16 protein-coding genes are annotated in these 15538 nt (G+C 47.8%); 9 read left to right on the forward strand and 7 right to left on the reverse strand.

The window, feature by feature from the left end; genetic code table 11:
- Positions 1 to 17: 17 nt before the first annotated feature.
- Positions 18 to 509, reverse strand: coding sequence for an NUDIX hydrolase (locus HP398_RS01665; protein WP_173621629.1), 492 nt, complete (start codon positions 507 to 509; stop codon positions 18 to 20).
- A 161-nt stretch (positions 510 to 670) separates the two neighbouring features.
- Here HP398_RS01665 and HP398_RS01670 point away from each other — a divergent pair, with 161 nt between their 5' ends.
- Positions 671 to 2047, forward strand: a complete 1377-nt coding sequence (locus HP398_RS01670; RefSeq protein WP_173621630.1) for a D-serine ammonia-lyase — start codon at positions 671 to 673, stop codon at positions 2045 to 2047.
- A 42-nt stretch (positions 2048 to 2089) separates the two neighbouring features.
- On the opposite strand, the gene HP398_RS01675 is transcribed toward HP398_RS01670, so the two are convergent.
- Positions 2090 to 2836 carry a class I SAM-dependent methyltransferase gene (locus HP398_RS01675; protein WP_173621631.1) on the reverse strand — a complete coding sequence of 249 codons (747 nt, stop codon included), beginning with the start codon at positions 2834 to 2836 and terminating at the stop codon, positions 2090 to 2092.
- Between the two features lie 239 nt (positions 2837 to 3075).
- Here HP398_RS01675 and HP398_RS01680 point away from each other — a divergent pair, with 239 nt between their 5' ends.
- Positions 3076 to 3525 (forward strand): hypothetical protein, encoded by a 450-nt coding sequence (locus HP398_RS01680; RefSeq protein ID WP_017248186.1) that lies wholly within the window; start codon positions 3076 to 3078, stop codon positions 3523 to 3525.
- Between the two features lie 29 nt (positions 3526 to 3554).
- Here the strand turns inward: HP398_RS01680 and HP398_RS01685 are convergent, their stop codons facing one another.
- From HP398_RS01685 to trhO, 3 genes are all read right to left on the reverse strand, one after another.
- Positions 3555 to 4076 carry a hypothetical protein gene (locus HP398_RS01685; protein WP_173621632.1) on the reverse strand — a complete coding sequence of 174 codons (522 nt, stop codon included), beginning with the start codon at positions 4074 to 4076 and terminating at the stop codon, positions 3555 to 3557.
- Positions 4077 to 4088: 12 nt separating this feature from the next.
- Positions 4089 to 5540, reverse strand: a complete 1452-nt coding sequence (locus HP398_RS01690) for an amidase family protein (protein ID WP_017248188.1) — start codon at positions 5538 to 5540, stop codon at positions 4089 to 4091.
- A 162-nt stretch (positions 5541 to 5702) separates the two neighbouring features.
- Positions 5703 to 6647, reverse strand: a complete 945-nt coding sequence (gene trhO / locus HP398_RS01695; protein WP_173621633.1) for an oxygen-dependent tRNA uridine(34) hydroxylase TrhO — start codon at positions 6645 to 6647, stop codon at positions 5703 to 5705.
- A 196-nt stretch (positions 6648 to 6843) separates the two neighbouring features.
- Between trhO and dut the strand changes: the two genes are divergently transcribed.
- Positions 6844 to 7380: a dUTP diphosphatase gene (gene dut, locus HP398_RS01700; RefSeq protein WP_017248190.1), complete on the forward strand. Its 537-nt coding sequence runs from the start codon at positions 6844 to 6846 to the stop codon at positions 7378 to 7380.
- Positions 7381 to 7471: 91 nt separating this feature from the next.
- On the opposite strand, the gene HP398_RS01705 is transcribed toward dut, so the two are convergent.
- A complete protein-coding gene (locus HP398_RS01705; RefSeq protein ID WP_017248191.1) occupies positions 7472 to 7774 on the reverse strand; it encodes a DUF3846 domain-containing protein in 303 nt (100 codons plus the stop codon).
- Positions 7775 to 7923: 149 nt separating this feature from the next.
- Here HP398_RS01705 and HP398_RS01710 point away from each other — a divergent pair, with 149 nt between their 5' ends.
- The 6 genes from HP398_RS01710 to HP398_RS01735 all read left to right on the forward strand — a co-directional run bounded on the left by HP398_RS01710 (position 7924) and on the right by HP398_RS01735 (position 15266).
- Positions 7924 to 9150, forward strand: a complete 1227-nt coding sequence (locus HP398_RS01710) for an NAD(P)/FAD-dependent oxidoreductase (protein ID WP_173621634.1) — start codon at positions 7924 to 7926, stop codon at positions 9148 to 9150.
- Between the two features lie 275 nt (positions 9151 to 9425).
- Positions 9426 to 10439, forward strand: coding sequence for a sulfate ABC transporter substrate-binding protein (locus HP398_RS01715; RefSeq protein WP_371736710.1), 1014 nt, complete (start codon positions 9426 to 9428; stop codon positions 10437 to 10439).
- A gap of 30 nt (positions 10440 to 10469) precedes the next feature.
- Complete coding sequence (gene cysT, locus HP398_RS01720; protein ID WP_173621636.1) at positions 10470 to 11306, forward strand: sulfate ABC transporter permease subunit CysT; 837 nt, start codon at positions 10470 to 10472, stop codon at positions 11304 to 11306.
- Between the two features lie 12 nt (positions 11307 to 11318).
- Positions 11319 to 12185, forward strand: a complete 867-nt coding sequence (cysW, locus tag HP398_RS01725) for a sulfate ABC transporter permease subunit CysW (RefSeq protein WP_017248195.1) — start codon at positions 11319 to 11321, stop codon at positions 12183 to 12185.
- On the forward strand, positions 12182 to 13303 hold the full coding sequence (locus HP398_RS01730) for a sulfate/molybdate ABC transporter ATP-binding protein (protein ID WP_017248196.1): 1122 nt from the start codon (positions 12182 to 12184) through the stop codon (positions 13301 to 13303). Before cysW ends, HP398_RS01730 begins: the two co-directional genes overlap by 4 nt.
- Positions 13304 to 13652: 349 nt before the next feature.
- A complete protein-coding gene (locus tag HP398_RS01735; protein WP_069845498.1) occupies positions 13653 to 15266 on the forward strand; it encodes an ABC-F family ATP-binding cassette domain-containing protein in 1614 nt (537 codons plus the stop codon).
- A 66-nt stretch (positions 15267 to 15332) separates the two neighbouring features.
- Here HP398_RS01735 and HP398_RS01740 read toward each other — a convergent pair whose 3' ends face one another.
- The gene (locus HP398_RS01740) at positions 15333 to 15518 is read right to left on the reverse strand and encodes a hypothetical protein (protein ID WP_173621637.1); all 186 of its coding nucleotides are present in this window, start codon (positions 15516 to 15518) and stop codon (positions 15333 to 15335) included.
- Between the last annotated feature and the right edge of the window lie 20 nt (positions 15519 to 15538).

A 15538-nucleotide genomic window follows, 5' to 3' on the forward strand; every position in this document is an offset into this window, starting at 1 on the left:
TGTGTTTCTCCTCCGATTCAAGTTGTTACCGGCTTTGGCAATGGAGCTGTTTCATAGTTGATAACCTGGTTATTTTCGTACGTAAAGGAATGCTGACAAGGGTCAGCTTCTTCCAACATGTATGGTAAAAACATGGGAAGGTTTTCTGGGACGCCAGCATTGTCGGGGTCCAAGATCCACGCTAGCTCTTTCCAGTCAAGTATGCCTTCATCCACTACCTGTGGGGTTTGAGAGCGCTCGTAGTCTTCTGGAAGATGAGCGAGAAATGCATACATACCACCCGTTTCCATTCCATCGACGAGCCAAGAGACAATTCCTTTGTAGCAAGCTTTTTCTAGCAAAATGCCCGTCTCTTCCCGAACCTCGCGAAGAACACTGTCCATTGGAGTCTCATCGTGCTCTAGTTTACCGCCTACGCCATTCCATAGCCCCATCAACGGTGATTTGTTGCGATTCAGCATGAGGATTCCATTTCTATGTTTGAGAAAGCATATGGTATAGCGATACATGTTATCACTTTCCTTTTTGTTACAGTCAACTTCTTTAACGACCATTGTATCAAATGAGTGGATTCATCAGTAATTTTTATTTGGTTTTCCTAAAGAAGTTTCGCACTATTTCGATATAATAACAAAGATGAGTGGAAGGAAGAATAGGGGGCTCGTTCAAGATGGGAAACAATGAAAAGGTGGAAGGACTAACAATGGAGGAGTGGAAAAAGAAATATCCGCTTCTTCCTAACATGATGGAGACGGATGAAGTTTTCTGGACGAACCCTAGCTATGATGAGATCGCAAAAGCAACTCTCTCTGTTACACCAGAGGAAGTCCAGGATGCAGAAGAACGCTTGCGACGCTTTGGCTCGTTCATTCAAGTGGCTTTTCCCGAGACGAGAGAAGCTGGTGGACTGATCGAGTCCCCACTCGTACCGATAAAAGAGATGAAAAAGCACCTAGAGTCTCGCTTTGCGTCGGATATTCAGGGGAATCTCTGGTTAAAATGCGACAGCCATTTGCCTATTGCCGGTTCCATCAAAGCGCGTGGCGGCATCTACGAGGTGCTGGCACATGCAGAAGAATTGGCACAAAAGCATCAGATGCTGCAACCGGACCATGATTATGCCATTTTGGCTTCGGATGCGTTGCGGGAACTGTTTTCCCGTTATTCCATTGCGGTAGGCTCGACAGGAAATCTCGGTTTGAGCATCGGGATTATCAGTGCGAAGCTTGGTTTTCAAGTCACCGTACACATGTCAGCGGACGCTAAAGCATGGAAAAAGGAATTGCTGCGGGCAAAAGGAGTCCAGGTTGTGGAGTACGCATCCGATTACGGAAAAGCGGTGGAAGAGGGCAGGAAGCAGGCAGAAGCCGATCCGAACTGCTATTTCATCGATGATGAGAACTCCAAGCGATTATTCCTCGGCTATGCAGTAGCGGCAAAACGATTGAAAAGGCAACTAGAGGAACAACAAATAAAAGTAGATCGTGATCATCCGCTGTTCGTCTACCTTCCGTGTGGAGTTGGTGGTGGTCCTGGTGGTGTAGCGTACGGGTTAAAGCTCATTTATGGTGATCATGTTCATTGCTTTTTTGCGGAACCAACTCATTCTCCCTGCATGCTGCTAGGGTTAATGACAGGCCTGCATGACAAAGTCTCCGTTCAAGATTTCGGGATAGACAACAAGACAGAGGCGGATGGTCTGGCAGTTGGTCGACCTTCCCGATTGGTAGGAAAAATGATGGAGAACCTACTGAGTGGCTTGTTTACAGTGGACGACGAGGAGCTATACGCTTTGTTACGTGCGTTGCGCGATCACGAATCCATTCGATTGGAGCCGTCTGCATTGGCTGGCATGCCAGGACCTGTTAGATTGTTTCAGCAGGAGATAGGGCGTCACTATTTGGCGAAGCAAGGTCTAACGGAAAAAATGAAAAAGGCGACTCACATCGTATGGGCGACGGGTGGGAGTATGGTGCCGGAGCATATCCAGGATGAGTACTATGCGAAAGGTCTGGATGAAAATGAAATCGAAATAAGAAAACCATAATGTTTATGAAAGCCCGGATCATTCCTCCGGGCTTTTGTTCATTCATTTCAAAGTCTTTTGTGTCTTGAAAATAATAAATGTCGGTCTTCTTACTTCGGAAATCTGATGCGGCTGCAAGCAGAGTCCTTCTGGCGTGCAGGTTGGCTCGATGATCTTTTGCAGGGTAAGCCCCGCTTGGATTAACGTATTGACAGCAGTGGACATGGAGCGGTGGTAAAAAAGGGCCTTTCTGCCGTTCATCATTTGCATTTCACGTTCTCCATCTTCCAGGTAGTTGTCCAAGGGCCAGAAATGCTTCTGTCCTTCTTCGTCGCGTACCCAGCCCTCGACCTTTTTGCGAGCAGTAATATGCGGATGGAGTGTAGAGTAAACGAAATGTCCTCCGTTGCGCAAGGCGCGGCTTACTTTGTTGATCACTTGCTCATAGTCACGAACATAGTCCATGACGAGAGAGCTCGTAATGAGATCGTAGTCATGATCGGCAAGCTCAATGTCCTCCAGGGAGCTTTGTAGATATTGAATGTTCTCATGGCTGTTATTCGTCCGGGCATACTCTAACATGTTGTGGGAAAGATCAACACCGATCACTTCTCGTGCTCCTTGCTCCACACAGTACTTGGCAAACTGTCCGCCACCACATCCGAGGTCGAGTACACGCAATCCTTTTAGGGAGGGGAGACAACCCCGAAAGGCAGGCTGTTCGATCAAATCATTCTCCGATTGACCGGACAGACGGAGCTTTTGATAGTCCTGATAAAAATCCAGTTGATCATACAGATTTTGTTTCATCCCTTTTCACCCGTTTTCATTTTTTCTCGGATTCCTATTATGGATAAAAGATGAAGAAGATGTCAATTATTCGTTTAAAACGATTGAAAATGAGAGCAGGAGTTTGCTTTTTTTACGAGAATTAGTGAGAGAGAACCCATTTTTTGCGATTCCGTCCGCTTTGTTGAGACGGTTTTTTTCTGTAAGAAGATTAGGTTTCGATATTTTTTGGCGAGACTGAAATCGAAGGAGGGATAAATGTGGACCAAATACTTCAACTGATCAAAGATTACTGGCCGATTGCGCTAGGTATCATAATCATTATCATGGCTGCCCAATGGGTGGTGCGAAGTATCATTCGAATTATTTCGCTGGCTGCTATTATTGGTGTTGTGCTCGTGTTGTTTTTCCAATTCAGTCCTGAAGAAGTGATCCAAATGGGACGTCAAGCAGCCGTAGCTACACAGGAAGTCGTCGATAAGACGATTACACCCGTCTTGGACAAAGAGCTTAAGGATGCCGATATTTCCTTCAAGGAAGATGGTACCTATGAAGTGAAGACAACGAGTATTCGTATCGTAGGCAAAAAAGGCGAATCCAAAGCGACTGTTTATTACAAGGATGAGGAATGGGAAGTAAATATCGGTCAATTGAGCAAGCTGTTCCAGGATCGACTCGGTAAAGCGGAGCAAGAAAGCAAAACGATGTAGAGATTGAAAAACGCATGGGCCAAAAGGCCTCATGCGTTTTTTGTTGGATAGGCGAGTACTTCCTTTACCCATGTATCTAGCAGATGCTGATAATCTTCGCTCGTTTTGATTCCGGGAGCTGAGGCAAATTGTTTTTCGAGTGGGAGCGTGAGCAGTTTTTTAGCGAATCTCCTATCGATATCATCTTCATCTTCTAATACTAAATACACGACATCTTCCAAGGAGCGAAAGCTAGTAACGCTATACTCGCTTTCATTCATCATCGTTTGAAAATGACCGTGCCGATATTGACAAAGGATGAAAGTGAAATCTAGGTTGTTTATGATTTCTAAAAATCTGTTCAAAAACGCTGGTTCCACCATGATACACGCTAGCCAATGGTGTGGATCATGAGAGTGGCTGATGTGGAATTTTGGGATAATTTGGATAAATTGCTGCTTTCGTTCAGGACTGGTTTTGTCATAGTAATCATAGTTGAATTTGCGAATGATTTTCTTCAGGTGTTTGAAAGGGATTGCTGTGCCAATAAAAAGTCCGTAATATCGGTTCATTCTGTGCTTCCTTTACGCTTTCGTCATATTCGGAGCTACACGTAGTCGAGTTGCTTGCTCGTAAGCGTAGGCCAGGCGAAGTAGAGTAGGTTCCTGGAATGCCAATCCGGTCAGCATGATGCCAAATGGCTTGCCCGCGGAAGTATAGCCAGCTGGAACCGTAATCGAAGGGTAACCAGCTTTGGCAGGGATAGCATAACCCGTACTGCCGGGGTACAAGAGGGCATCGAGTTCGTGCTCCTTCATAACAGCATCAAGGCCTTGTTTCTGTGACATTTCCAAATCGAATAGGCGATTAGCCAGATACTCCGGCTCAGTCAGTGTACCACTTGTTTGCTCGGATTCTTCCAGCAGCTCTTGCCCGTAAAGCAGGGCTTGTTCCTCATGTGCCCGATTAAAAGCAATAACATCCTGTAAGGAGCGGATCGGGGAGGAGGCTGGTAAGGTTTTTAAGTACGCATTTACCCCAACCTTGAATTCATGCACGAGCACATGTATGTCCCATTCGGCATTTTCTGTCGGAATGGTGACCGCATCTATGACAGTTGCGCCAGCTTCTTTGAGTTTTTCAATAGCTGCTTCATACAAGGCGATTTCGTCGGCTACACACTCAGCCAAAAAGCTTGAGCGTACAACGCCGATGCGTGCGCCCCGCAATCCATCTGCATCGAGGAAGGTGAGGTAATCGGTATACGCGAGACCCTCGCTTTTTCCAGTCACCGGATCATTTGCATCTATACCAGTAAGCGCACCAAGCAAAATAGCTGCATCTGTCACGGTTCTCGCTATCGGTCCGGCTGTGTCTTGGCTATGGGAAATCGGGATGATACCGGAACGGCTGATTAAGCCAACAGTAGGTTTGATTCCCACGAGTGAATTCTGCTCGGCTGGGTGGAGAATCGACCCGGAAGTCTCAGTACCGACTGCCACAACGGCAAAACCTGCGGCAATACCAGCAGCTGAACCCGAGCTAGACCCGCCGACATCGAGTACACCAGGACCGTATGGGTTCAACACTTGTCCACCACGCGAGCTGTAGCCATCCGGCATGTTATTGGAGACAAAGTTAGCCCATTCCGTCAGATTGGTTTTCCCTAAAAGGACGGCGCCCGCCTCTCGGAGCCTAGTCACAACAAATGCGTCCGCAGAGGCAAATGAATCAGCCAAAGCTAGAGCTCCAGCTGTCGTGTGCATCTTGTCAGATGTCGCAATGTTATCCTTGATCAGCACAGGGATTCCGTGAAGCGGCCCGCGACTGCCAGACACCGCTCGTTCCCGATCCAGTGACTCTGCGATCGCCAGTGCATCTGGATTCAGTTCACAAATGGCATTGATTCGGATGCCTTGTTTGTTGTAGGTGGCAATCCGCTGTAAAAAGGCGAGAGTCAGTTCCCGCGAAGTCGTAGTTCCAGCTGTCATTGCAGCTTGCCATTCGAGAATGCTTGTTTGATGAATCAATGACATGATTTATCCCCTTTTTCGAATGATTTGATTTTTATTATAGTACCAAATTCAGGCAAAAGGGAGAAGGGATGGAAAAGGGAGGAAGAGAAGGGTGAGCCTTTTGCCTATAAAAAAACAAGCTGACTCTACGTAAGAATCAGCTTGTTCGGTCGTGTATGCTGTTTAAGCGTTTGATCCAGCAGTTTCTAGCTTTGCTTTTTCTTCTGCTTCTACATAACGGTTGCGAGGGTGCTCGCGGCATTCGTCGGAGCAAGAACGCTTGAATTTTGTCTCACATTCTGGGCAGCAGAAGTGCTGCTTGTTGCAGAATGGGTTGGCGCAGTTGAGATAGCGGTCTTCCACAGTACCGCAGTAGTGGCAGCGTCCAATCACGACGTCTTCTTCGGTATGGTTGATCGGAATAGAGATACGCTCGTCAAATACGTAGCATTTTCCATCCCACAGACGCCCTTGGACTTCTGGATCTTTTCCATACGTGACAATTCCGCCCTCAAGGTGGTAAACATTTTCAAAACCTTGTTGCAGCAAGACACCTGTCAGCTTTTCGCAACGAATACCGCCTGTGCAGTAGGTGAGGACTTTTTTATCCTTGAACTGGCTCATGTTTTCACGAATCCACTCAGGGAACTCTCGGGATGAATCCACTTCTGGGCGAATCGCACCACGGAAATGTCCCAAATCGTATTCGTAATAGTTGCGACCGTCAAGGATCACGACGTCTTCTTCCTGCATCATTTCGTGCCATTCTTTTGGGTTCAGATAGGTGCCGACTAGTTCATTCGGATTAACATCTTCCTCCAAACGCCAGGTTACGAGCTCCTGTTTCGGGCGCACAAACATTTTTTTGAATGCATGCTCTTCCGACTCATCTATTTTAAACCACATATCACTAAAACGTGGATCTTTTCGCACATATTCCATGTAGGCGTCGGTTTGTTCAATCGTGCCGGATACGGTTCCATTAATGCCCTCCGGAGCTACGATAATTCGCCCTTTCAGCCCGTTATCCTTGCAAAATTGCAAGTGCTCGGCTGCGTACTCCTCATAATTTTCAATAGGAGTATACTTGTAATACAACAAAATGCGATATGGTTTTTGTACTTGCAAGGTACAATTCCACCTTTCTTTTCAATTGTGATTTTAGATGCAACGGTGATTATATCACATTCCATTGTTAAAAGCGCTGAAAAAGAAAGGGATTTGTGAGGTTTTTATGAAAATCGGTGCTTCTTGCTGGAAGTGGACGCATCCTGTACACTATGAATGGTAATCAGCTGAAACGCTATAGAGGAGAGACCATTACATGAACATGACAAATGAGCGCCTGGTTACACAGGTGAAAATTAAAAAGCTCCACCAAGACGCCGTGATCCCAGCGTACGCGAGAGCAATGGACGCGGGCTTTGATCTGGTCGCGGTAGAGGATACATTGATTGCCCCTGGCCAATCTGCAAAAGTTCCAACTGGCTTGGCGTTCGCGCTTCCAGAAGGATTTGAATTGCAAGTGCGCCCTCGCTCCGGGATCAGTGCAAAAACAAAGCTGCGCTTGTCCAATGCACCAGGGACTGTTGATGCAGGCTATCGCGGTGAAGTATGTGTCCTGATCGATAACATTCGAATCGCATCCGGAAAAAGTGGCAAGGTATGTCTGGGCGCTAGCGAAAACGAAGTAACCGTTGAACAAGAAGTCGATGCACATAGCTACTTGATCAAAAAAGGCGACCGGATTGCACAGGGCGTCATTGCAATCGTTCCAGTCGCACAGTTCGAAGTAGTCGATGAGCTGGATGAAACAGAAAGAGGAGCGGGCGGCTTCGGCAGCAGCGGTATCAAGAGCTAGTTCTATCGAGTAAAAATACAAGACCCCTGATCATCAGCCGTGTAAATGGACGTAAGCTGATCCGTCAGGGGTCATTGTTTTGATCAAATCCTCATCCTTTGGCGGATAAAAACTGGTCGATTCTCGAAAGATCGTCAGCTGTCAGCGAACGTCCATTTGCTTTGACGAATACGCAAGGTCCATAGACCCAGTCTAAAAAACCATCTGATGTGATGGGGAAATTGTTCGCTTGTACCCCGCGGGCATCTTCATTCACAACGAGAGAGATACCCTCTAGATGATCATCTTCCACTACCTCATAATCACCATCCACCAGATCCTGTAGTTCATCCGTCCCAGCGATTTCTCGAACAACTGCATTTTCATGCGGAAGCTTTACGTATACCGTAGTCAAGCGCAATCACTCCTTCTGACACCCATCATAACGTATCACCAATGAATTGTGCGATAGGGGAGCGGATGCCTGTTGGCGTGTTGGTTATCCTATGGTTGAGAATTGAAGTAACGTCCGTATTGATACTTTCAGCCTGAGGGGACTTGCTGATGATATTCGTGACCGGAAAACTGTATTGGCCAGAAACATTGCCAGCGCCACCCCTATATCCCGCACTGACCGAGGACGTGAAGTGTGACGTTCTGGTCATTGGCGGCGGTGAGGCAGGAGCACTCGTTTCCTATTATTTGAAGCAGCATGATGTGGATGTCATCCTCGTGGATAAACGGCGGGTGAGTGGGGGCAGCAGCAGCGCTAACACCGGTTTGTTGCAAATATGCAACGATAAAACGTTAACAGCCTGTATCCATTCGTTCGGTGAGCAAAAAGGAGTTCGTTTTTACGAACTGACGCGGCAGGCGGTTGATGAATTGGAAAACATCTCTGGGCAGCTAGATCAATCTCCAGATTACATAAGACGTGACAGCTTGTATTATGCCAGTGAACCAGCTGATGCAGAGAGCTTGAGGACAGAGTACCAGTTATTGAGGAAGTTTGGCTTTCCAGTCACCTATTTGGAGCGACCGGATATAGAGAAGCGATTCTCTTTTTCGAGGGCAGGGGCTATTTATTCCAAGGGAGATGCGGAGCTCAATCCGTACAAATTTGCCAACGGTGTGATCGCCCACTCTGTGAAAAAAGGGATGCGTGTTTACGAAAACACGGAAGTCGTGCATCAAAAAGTGCAGGACGGAGGGCTTTTGGTCTACACCAATAATGGGTACACAATCAAGTGCAGGCGTGCCGTGTTTGCCACTGGCTACGAGGCACAATCCATGAAGCGCAACGCCAACGCTGTGATTTCCAGCTCGTTTTCCATCGTGACCAATCAAGTCGATGCATTTCCAGGTTGGCCGCAAGCATGTTTAATCTGGGAAACAGCCCGTCCCTATTTGTATATCCGTACTTGTTCGGAAGGGAGAATCATTGTCGGAGGACTGGATGAGCCGTTGAACGACTTACAAAAGAAGGAGGCTTCCAGTCTGAAAAAGCGGGATCATTTGCTCGCAAAGATTCAAGAGTTATTTCCAGAGATTCCAATGCGAGCCGAATATTATTGGGGAGCGACTTTTGTCGATACCCATGACGGACTCCCGCTTTTTGGGGAGCAGGAAGGCTATCCGCATTGCTTGTTCACACTAGGCTACGGTGGGAATGGAACCGTCTATTCGACTATCGGCGCGCAAATTATCAGTGATCTGATTACCAAAGGAAGTCATTCGGACGCCGATCTTTTTGCTTTTGACCGGATAAAATATCCCAGTGTCACAGTCTGATCGAAAAAGCTTTCCCATTCAACGGGAAGGCTTATTTTTTTGAAAATGTCAGAACGGGCGGGCCCAAATTTGTTGGATGGGCAAGTAACATTTGAACGTGGCCTACCTGCCTAGCATAGGGTAGATGGAAATATCGTTGACAGGAGTAAAAAGGCAGGTATAATCTTCAATAACAGAGTATTCCGAGTAAAATACTATAGATTAGAAGAGGAGTGAAGGTGAGCTGTATGAAAACCACGAAAGGCAAGGTCCAGACGATCCTGCAACGCGTAGGAATGGTTGCTATGGCAGCTGCTTTGGCAGGCTGCTCGGCTGCTGCACCAGCAGAAACAGGTAATGGAGCGGTGGGCAGCAACTCTACGGTAGAGCTGCTCAATGTTTCCTACGATCCGACGCGAGAGTTTTACCAAGATATCAACAAGGAGTTTGCCTCAGAGTGGCAACAAAAGACTGGTCAAACCGTGACGATCAAGCAATCACATGGCGGTTCAGGCAAGCAATCCCGCTCCGTCATCGATGGTTTGGAAGCAGATGTAGTCACCCTTGCCCTCGCTTATGATATTGACGCGATTGCCGAACGCGGTCTGATTCCTGCCGATTGGCAAAAGAAACTCTCGGACAACAGCTCGCCTTACACCTCCACGATTGTGTTTCTCGTGCGGAAAGGCAATCCGAAGCAAATCAAAGATTGGGATGATTTGATCAAGCCTGGTATATCCGTGATCACACCGAATCCGAAAACGTCTGGGGGAGCCAGATGGAATTACTTGGCTGCCTGGGGTTATGCCTTGAAGACAAATGGTGGGGATGAAGCGAAGGCACAAGAATTCGTTGCACAATTGTTTAAAAATGTACCCGTCCTCGATTCTGGGGCACGTGGTTCGACCACTACGTTTGTCGAGCGTGGCATTGGGGATGTGCTAATTGCGTGGGAAAACGAAGCGTATCTCGCTGTCAATGAACTAGGGAAAGACAAGTTTGAGATTGTGAATCCGTCCTTGAGCATTTTGGCTGAACCACCTGTAACCATCGTTGACAAATACGCTGACAAGCACAAGACAAAAGAAGTAGCAGAAGCATACCTCCAGTTCCTGTATACCAAAAAAGGCCAAGAGCTCGCAGCCAAGCATTACTACCGCCCTCGTTCGCAGGAAGTGCTCCAAGCACATACACCGGCATTCCCTGACATCCAATTGTTTACCATCGATGAGTTATTTGGTGGTTGGACGAAAGCACAAAAGACTCATTTTGCAGATCAAGGCGTCTTCGATCAACTTTATAAACCATAGACGTACACTTTCCTCAGAGGAGTTACCTTCATGAGAAAATCATTCCGCAACAGAGGGTTTTTGCCAGGCTTTGGCATGACCATGGGCTATACAATCATCTACTTGAGTCTTCTGGTGCTGATCCCTCTGTCTGTCTTGTTTTTAAAAGCTTCGGCGATGAGTTGGGAGCAATTCATAGGGACGATTATGGATACGAGGGTCCTTGCCTCTATTCGTGTGAGTATTATGACTTCTCTTTTCGCGGCTTGTCTCAATGCGGTGTTTGGTGTCTTGGTAGCATGGGTGTTGGTACGCTATCAGTTTGCGGGGAAGCGGATCATTGACGGCATAGTTGATCTGCCATTTGCTTTACCTACCGCGGTAGGCGGGATTGCCCTGACTTCTATTTACGCTGAAAATGGCTGGATCGGGCAGTACCTGGCGGAGTGGGGGATCAAGGTAGCGTACACTCCCATCGGTATATGGGTTGCACTGACATTCATCGGTCTTCCTTTTGTCGTCAGAACGGTCCAGCCTGTGTTGCAGGATTGGGATTTGCAAATGGAGGAAGCGGCAGCTACGTTGGGTGCTACTCGATGGAACACATTTTGGCGGGTGGTTTTGCCGCATCTGTTACCGGCGATCATTACGGGTTTTGCGCTCGCCTTTGCTAGAGCACTGGGTGAGTATGGCTCCGTTGTTTTCATCTCCGGGAACATGCCGTTGAAAACAGAAATTGTGCCCCTCTTGATTATGACCAAGCTGGAACAGTTTGACTATGCGGGCGCTACGGCAATTGCAACGGTCATGCTAGTGATTTCCTTTGTCATGCTGTTGGTCATCAACTACTTGCAATGGAAAATCAATAAATTCGATGCGGCCCGTTAGGAGGTATCACGTATGAAGCATTTGACGGAGCCGGCCTATATCCGATGGACACTGATTATCGTGGCCTTGCTCTTCCTCGGCTTGTTTTTGATCCTACCGCTAGTAGCTGTTTTTACAGAAGCGTTTCGGCAAGGGGCGGAGGTGTTCGTGGCGTCCATTACAGAGGAGGAAACGTTATCCGCTGTCAAGCTCACCTTGCTTGTCGCTGCCATTAGTGTACCGCTGAATGTGACGTTCGGGATCGCTGCAGCATGGGCAATAGCCAAGTTTTCGTTCCCGGGAAAAAATGTGTTGCTTACGTTGATAGACTTGCCATTTGCCGTGTCTCCAGTCATTGCGGGTCTAATCTTTGTCCTCTTGTTTGGGAGTCAAGGTGTGGCGGCGCCCTTGCTTGCGGCATGGGACTTACAAATCATTTTCGCAGTTCCCGGTATCGTGCTGGCGACCACCTTTGTTACCTTCCCGTTCGTCGCTCGTGAACTGATTCCGGTCATGGAAGCACAGGGAAGAGACGAGGAGGAAGCAGCAGTCTCGCTCGGAGCAAGCGGCTGGAAAACATTTTTACGCGTCACGCTGCCAAACGTAAAATGGGGACTCCTGTACGGGGTCATTTTGTGTAATGCCCGCGCCATGGGTGAATTCGGGGCAGTATCCGTCGTTTCCGGTCATATCCGTGGCATGACCAATACGCTCCCGTTGCATGTGGAGATTCTCTACAACGAATATCAATTCGCTGCTGCCTTTGCGGTAGCCACCTTGCTTGCTGCCTTAGCCTTGGTGACGCTTATTCTGAAAAGCTTGATCGAGTGGAAAACCGAGCGGCAAGCAAAGCTGGATGAGGAACAACACTACGACGTGACAGGAGAGAGAGCCGGATGAGTATCGAGGTAGTGAACATTACGAAGTCATATAAAAGCTTTACGGCGTTGAAAAATGTGAATCTGCATATCCCGGAAGGCGAACTCGTAGCACTTCTCGGGCCTTCCGGATCGGGAAAGACGACGCTTTTGCGTCTCATCGCTGGACTGGAACAACCGCAGGAGGGAAGCATCCTTTTTCACGGAGAGGATAATACGAATCGCGACGTGCGCGAGCGGCAGGTTGGATTTGTTTTTCAGCATTACGCCTTGTTTCGGCATATGAACATTTTTGACAACATTGCGTTTGGGTTGTCCGTTCGCTCCCGCAAAACACGACCGAGCAAGGAGGAAATCAGTGAAAAGGTTCATTCGCTGTTAAAGCTCGTTCAGCTAGAAGGTCTCGCACATCGCTATCCCTCACAGCTATCCGGTGGTCAGCGCCAACGTGTCGCATTGGCGAGGGCATTGGCAGTGGAACCAAAATTTTTGCTGCTGGATGAACCGTTTGGCGCTTTGGATACGAAAGTGAGACAGGAGCTGCGTCGCTGGCTCCGTCATCTGCACGGGAAGCTCGGGCTGACGATTCTGTTCGTCACGCACGATCAGGAGGAAGCGATGGAATTGGCGGATCAGGTAGTTGTGATGAATGAAGGGCGAGTGGAGCAGGTAGGATCGCCCGAAGAAATTTATCACCATCCGGCGAATCCGTTTGTGTACAGCTTTCTGGGGCGGGTCAATTTGTTTCACGGACGAATCCAAAATGGCAAAATCAAGCTCGGCGAAGCAGAGTTCGAGACAGATTGGAAGGATAAAGCGGTGGAGGCTCCCGCTGTTGGATACATGCGACCACATGATGTAGAGATATCGTTGCGACCGCCAGAGGGGAAGTCTGCCAGATCTGTTCAGGCCGAAATTAACCATATTTCGCTCTTGGGTCCGATCGTTCGCCTGGACCTGAAACGTTTGGACACGGATGAAGTTTTTGAGGCAGAGATGAGCAGGCAGCGTTTTATGGAGTTGAACGTAGAAGAGGAGAGCATTGTGTATGTGACGTTGCACAATGTATCGATCTATGTGGATTCACAGCCTCTACAGACACATCGCCCTTCACTCGTTCCGTTGCAGGCCAGTGTTTGATCCGATTGATTGCAAATAAACCGGTCTGCATTTGCCGCAGGCCGGTTTTTGCTGGAGGCACTCTCTACTCGCCACGTTGCTTGGAGCGTGTCTGTTCTTTGCTAATTGTGTTCGATCTACGGGTTTGCGAAGGGTTTTCTTTCTTTCCCATCTCATTTTTGACACCGTTTTGCTTGGACATTTCTTTGCCTCCTTCCCATTGGATTGCCATGGTAGTTTTCCCTGTGAAAAGGATTTTCATGAATCAAGTGATTTTTGCTGTGTGCGAAATCGTTTACCTTTTGCAAAATGAGGTCATCTCTGGTAAGATAAGTGTTTGAACGATTCAAAAAAGGCAGGTATTGCGACGATGATAAGCACTCAGAACGTGACGCTGCGCTACGGTAAGCGCGCACTGTTTGAAGATGTATCCATTAAGTTTACCCCAGGTAACTGTTACGGCCTCATCGGTGCGAACGGTGCAGGGAAGTCTACCTTCGTGAAGATCCTCTCCGGAGAGATCGATCCGACGAGTGGTCACGTTTCGGTGACACCGGGCGAGCGTATCGCTGTATTAAAGCAGAACCACTTTGAATTCGACGAGTACGAAGTGTTGAAAACGGTAATTATGGGCCACAAGCGCCTGTTCGAGATCATGGAAGAGAAGACCGCTCTCTACATGAAAGAAGATTTCTCTGAGGAAGACGGCAATCGCGCGTCCCAATTGGAGGGAGAATTCGAAGAGCTGAACGGCTGGATGGCCGAAGCAGATGCAGCTAGCTTGCTGATCGGTCTTGGTATCCCGACTGACTTGCACGACAAGCAGATGAAAGACCTCTCTAGTACGGAGAAGGTACGTGTTCTGTTGGCGCAAGCCCTATTTGGTAATCCACACATCCTGCTTCTCGATGAGCCTACGAACCACTTGGACATCGAGTCGATTCGTTGGTTGGAAAACTTCCTGGCGGATTATGAAAACACCGTCATCGTTGTATCCCATGACCGTCACTTCCTGAACAAGGTGTGTACGCACATTGCGGATATTGACTTTGGCAAAATCCAAATGTACGTGGGTAACTACGACTTCTGGTACGAATCCAGCCAATTGGCACTGAAAATGGTTCGTGACCAGAATAAGAAGAAAGAAGAAAAAATGAAGGAACTGCAAGAGTTTATTGCGCGTTTCTCTGCGAATGCTTCCAAGTCCAAGCAGGCGACTTCGCGTAAAAAGCTGTTGGAGAAAATTACGTTGGAAGACATTCGTCCTTCCAGCCGTAAGTATCCGTTCATCAACTTCAAGCCAGAGCGTGAAGCGGGTAAAAACCTCGTAGCCATCGAGGGCTTGAGCAAGACGATTGAAGGCGAAAAACTGTTTGAAAACCTTCACCTCACCATCAACAAAGGGGACAAAGTTGCTTTTGTCGGACCAAATGAGCTGGCGAAAACAACCTTCTTCCAAATTTTGATGGGCGAAGTTCAGCCTGATAGCGGTTCTTTCGAATGGGGCGTTACGACTTCCCAAGCGTACTTCCCAAAAGACAATGCGGAGTACTTTAGCTCCGATTTGAGCCTGGTTGACTGGCTGCGCCAATACTCCAAAGATCAAGACGAGACATTCATTCGTGGATTCCTCGGTCGCATGTTGTTCTCTGGAGATGAAGCGCTGAAAAAGTCAAACGTATTGTCCGGGGGAGAAAAAGTTCGTTGCATGCTGTCCAAGATGATGCTGGCGAGTGCCAACGTATTGATCATGGACGAACCGACGAACCACTTGGATTTGGAATCCATTACTGCATTGAATAACGGCTTGATTGAATTCGACGGTACACTTCTGTTCGTATCTCATGACCACCAGTTCGTTCAAACCATTGCGAACCGGGTCATTGAGTTCACGCCGAAGGGTGTCATTGATAAAATGATGACATATGACGAGTATCTGGAGAGCGATGAAATCAAACGCCTGCGTGATGAGCATTACGCGTAAGCTGCCTACGCACATATAAAAAGCCCTTGGCTTCGCACAAATCGTGCAGAAGTCAGGGGCTTTTTCTCATGTTACGGGGTCTTCCACGAATTCGATTTTAGTAAGGAAGGCTTCCTTGCTAGAGAAAACAACGCGCTCTTTTCGGGGGGAAGTAAAGAACACCACGATATACTGGTCATCTATGTATTCTACCGTGCCTCGTTTCTTTGGTCTCTGTATCGTCTTCACGGGTTTATTCAACCATTCATTCATCTGTTGTTCCTCCTACCTGG

It is taken from the genome of Brevibacillus sp. HB1.4B (genome assembly GCF_013284285.1).
GTDB classification, from domain to species: domain Bacteria; phylum Bacillota; class Bacilli; order Brevibacillales; family Brevibacillaceae; genus Brevibacillus; species Brevibacillus porteri.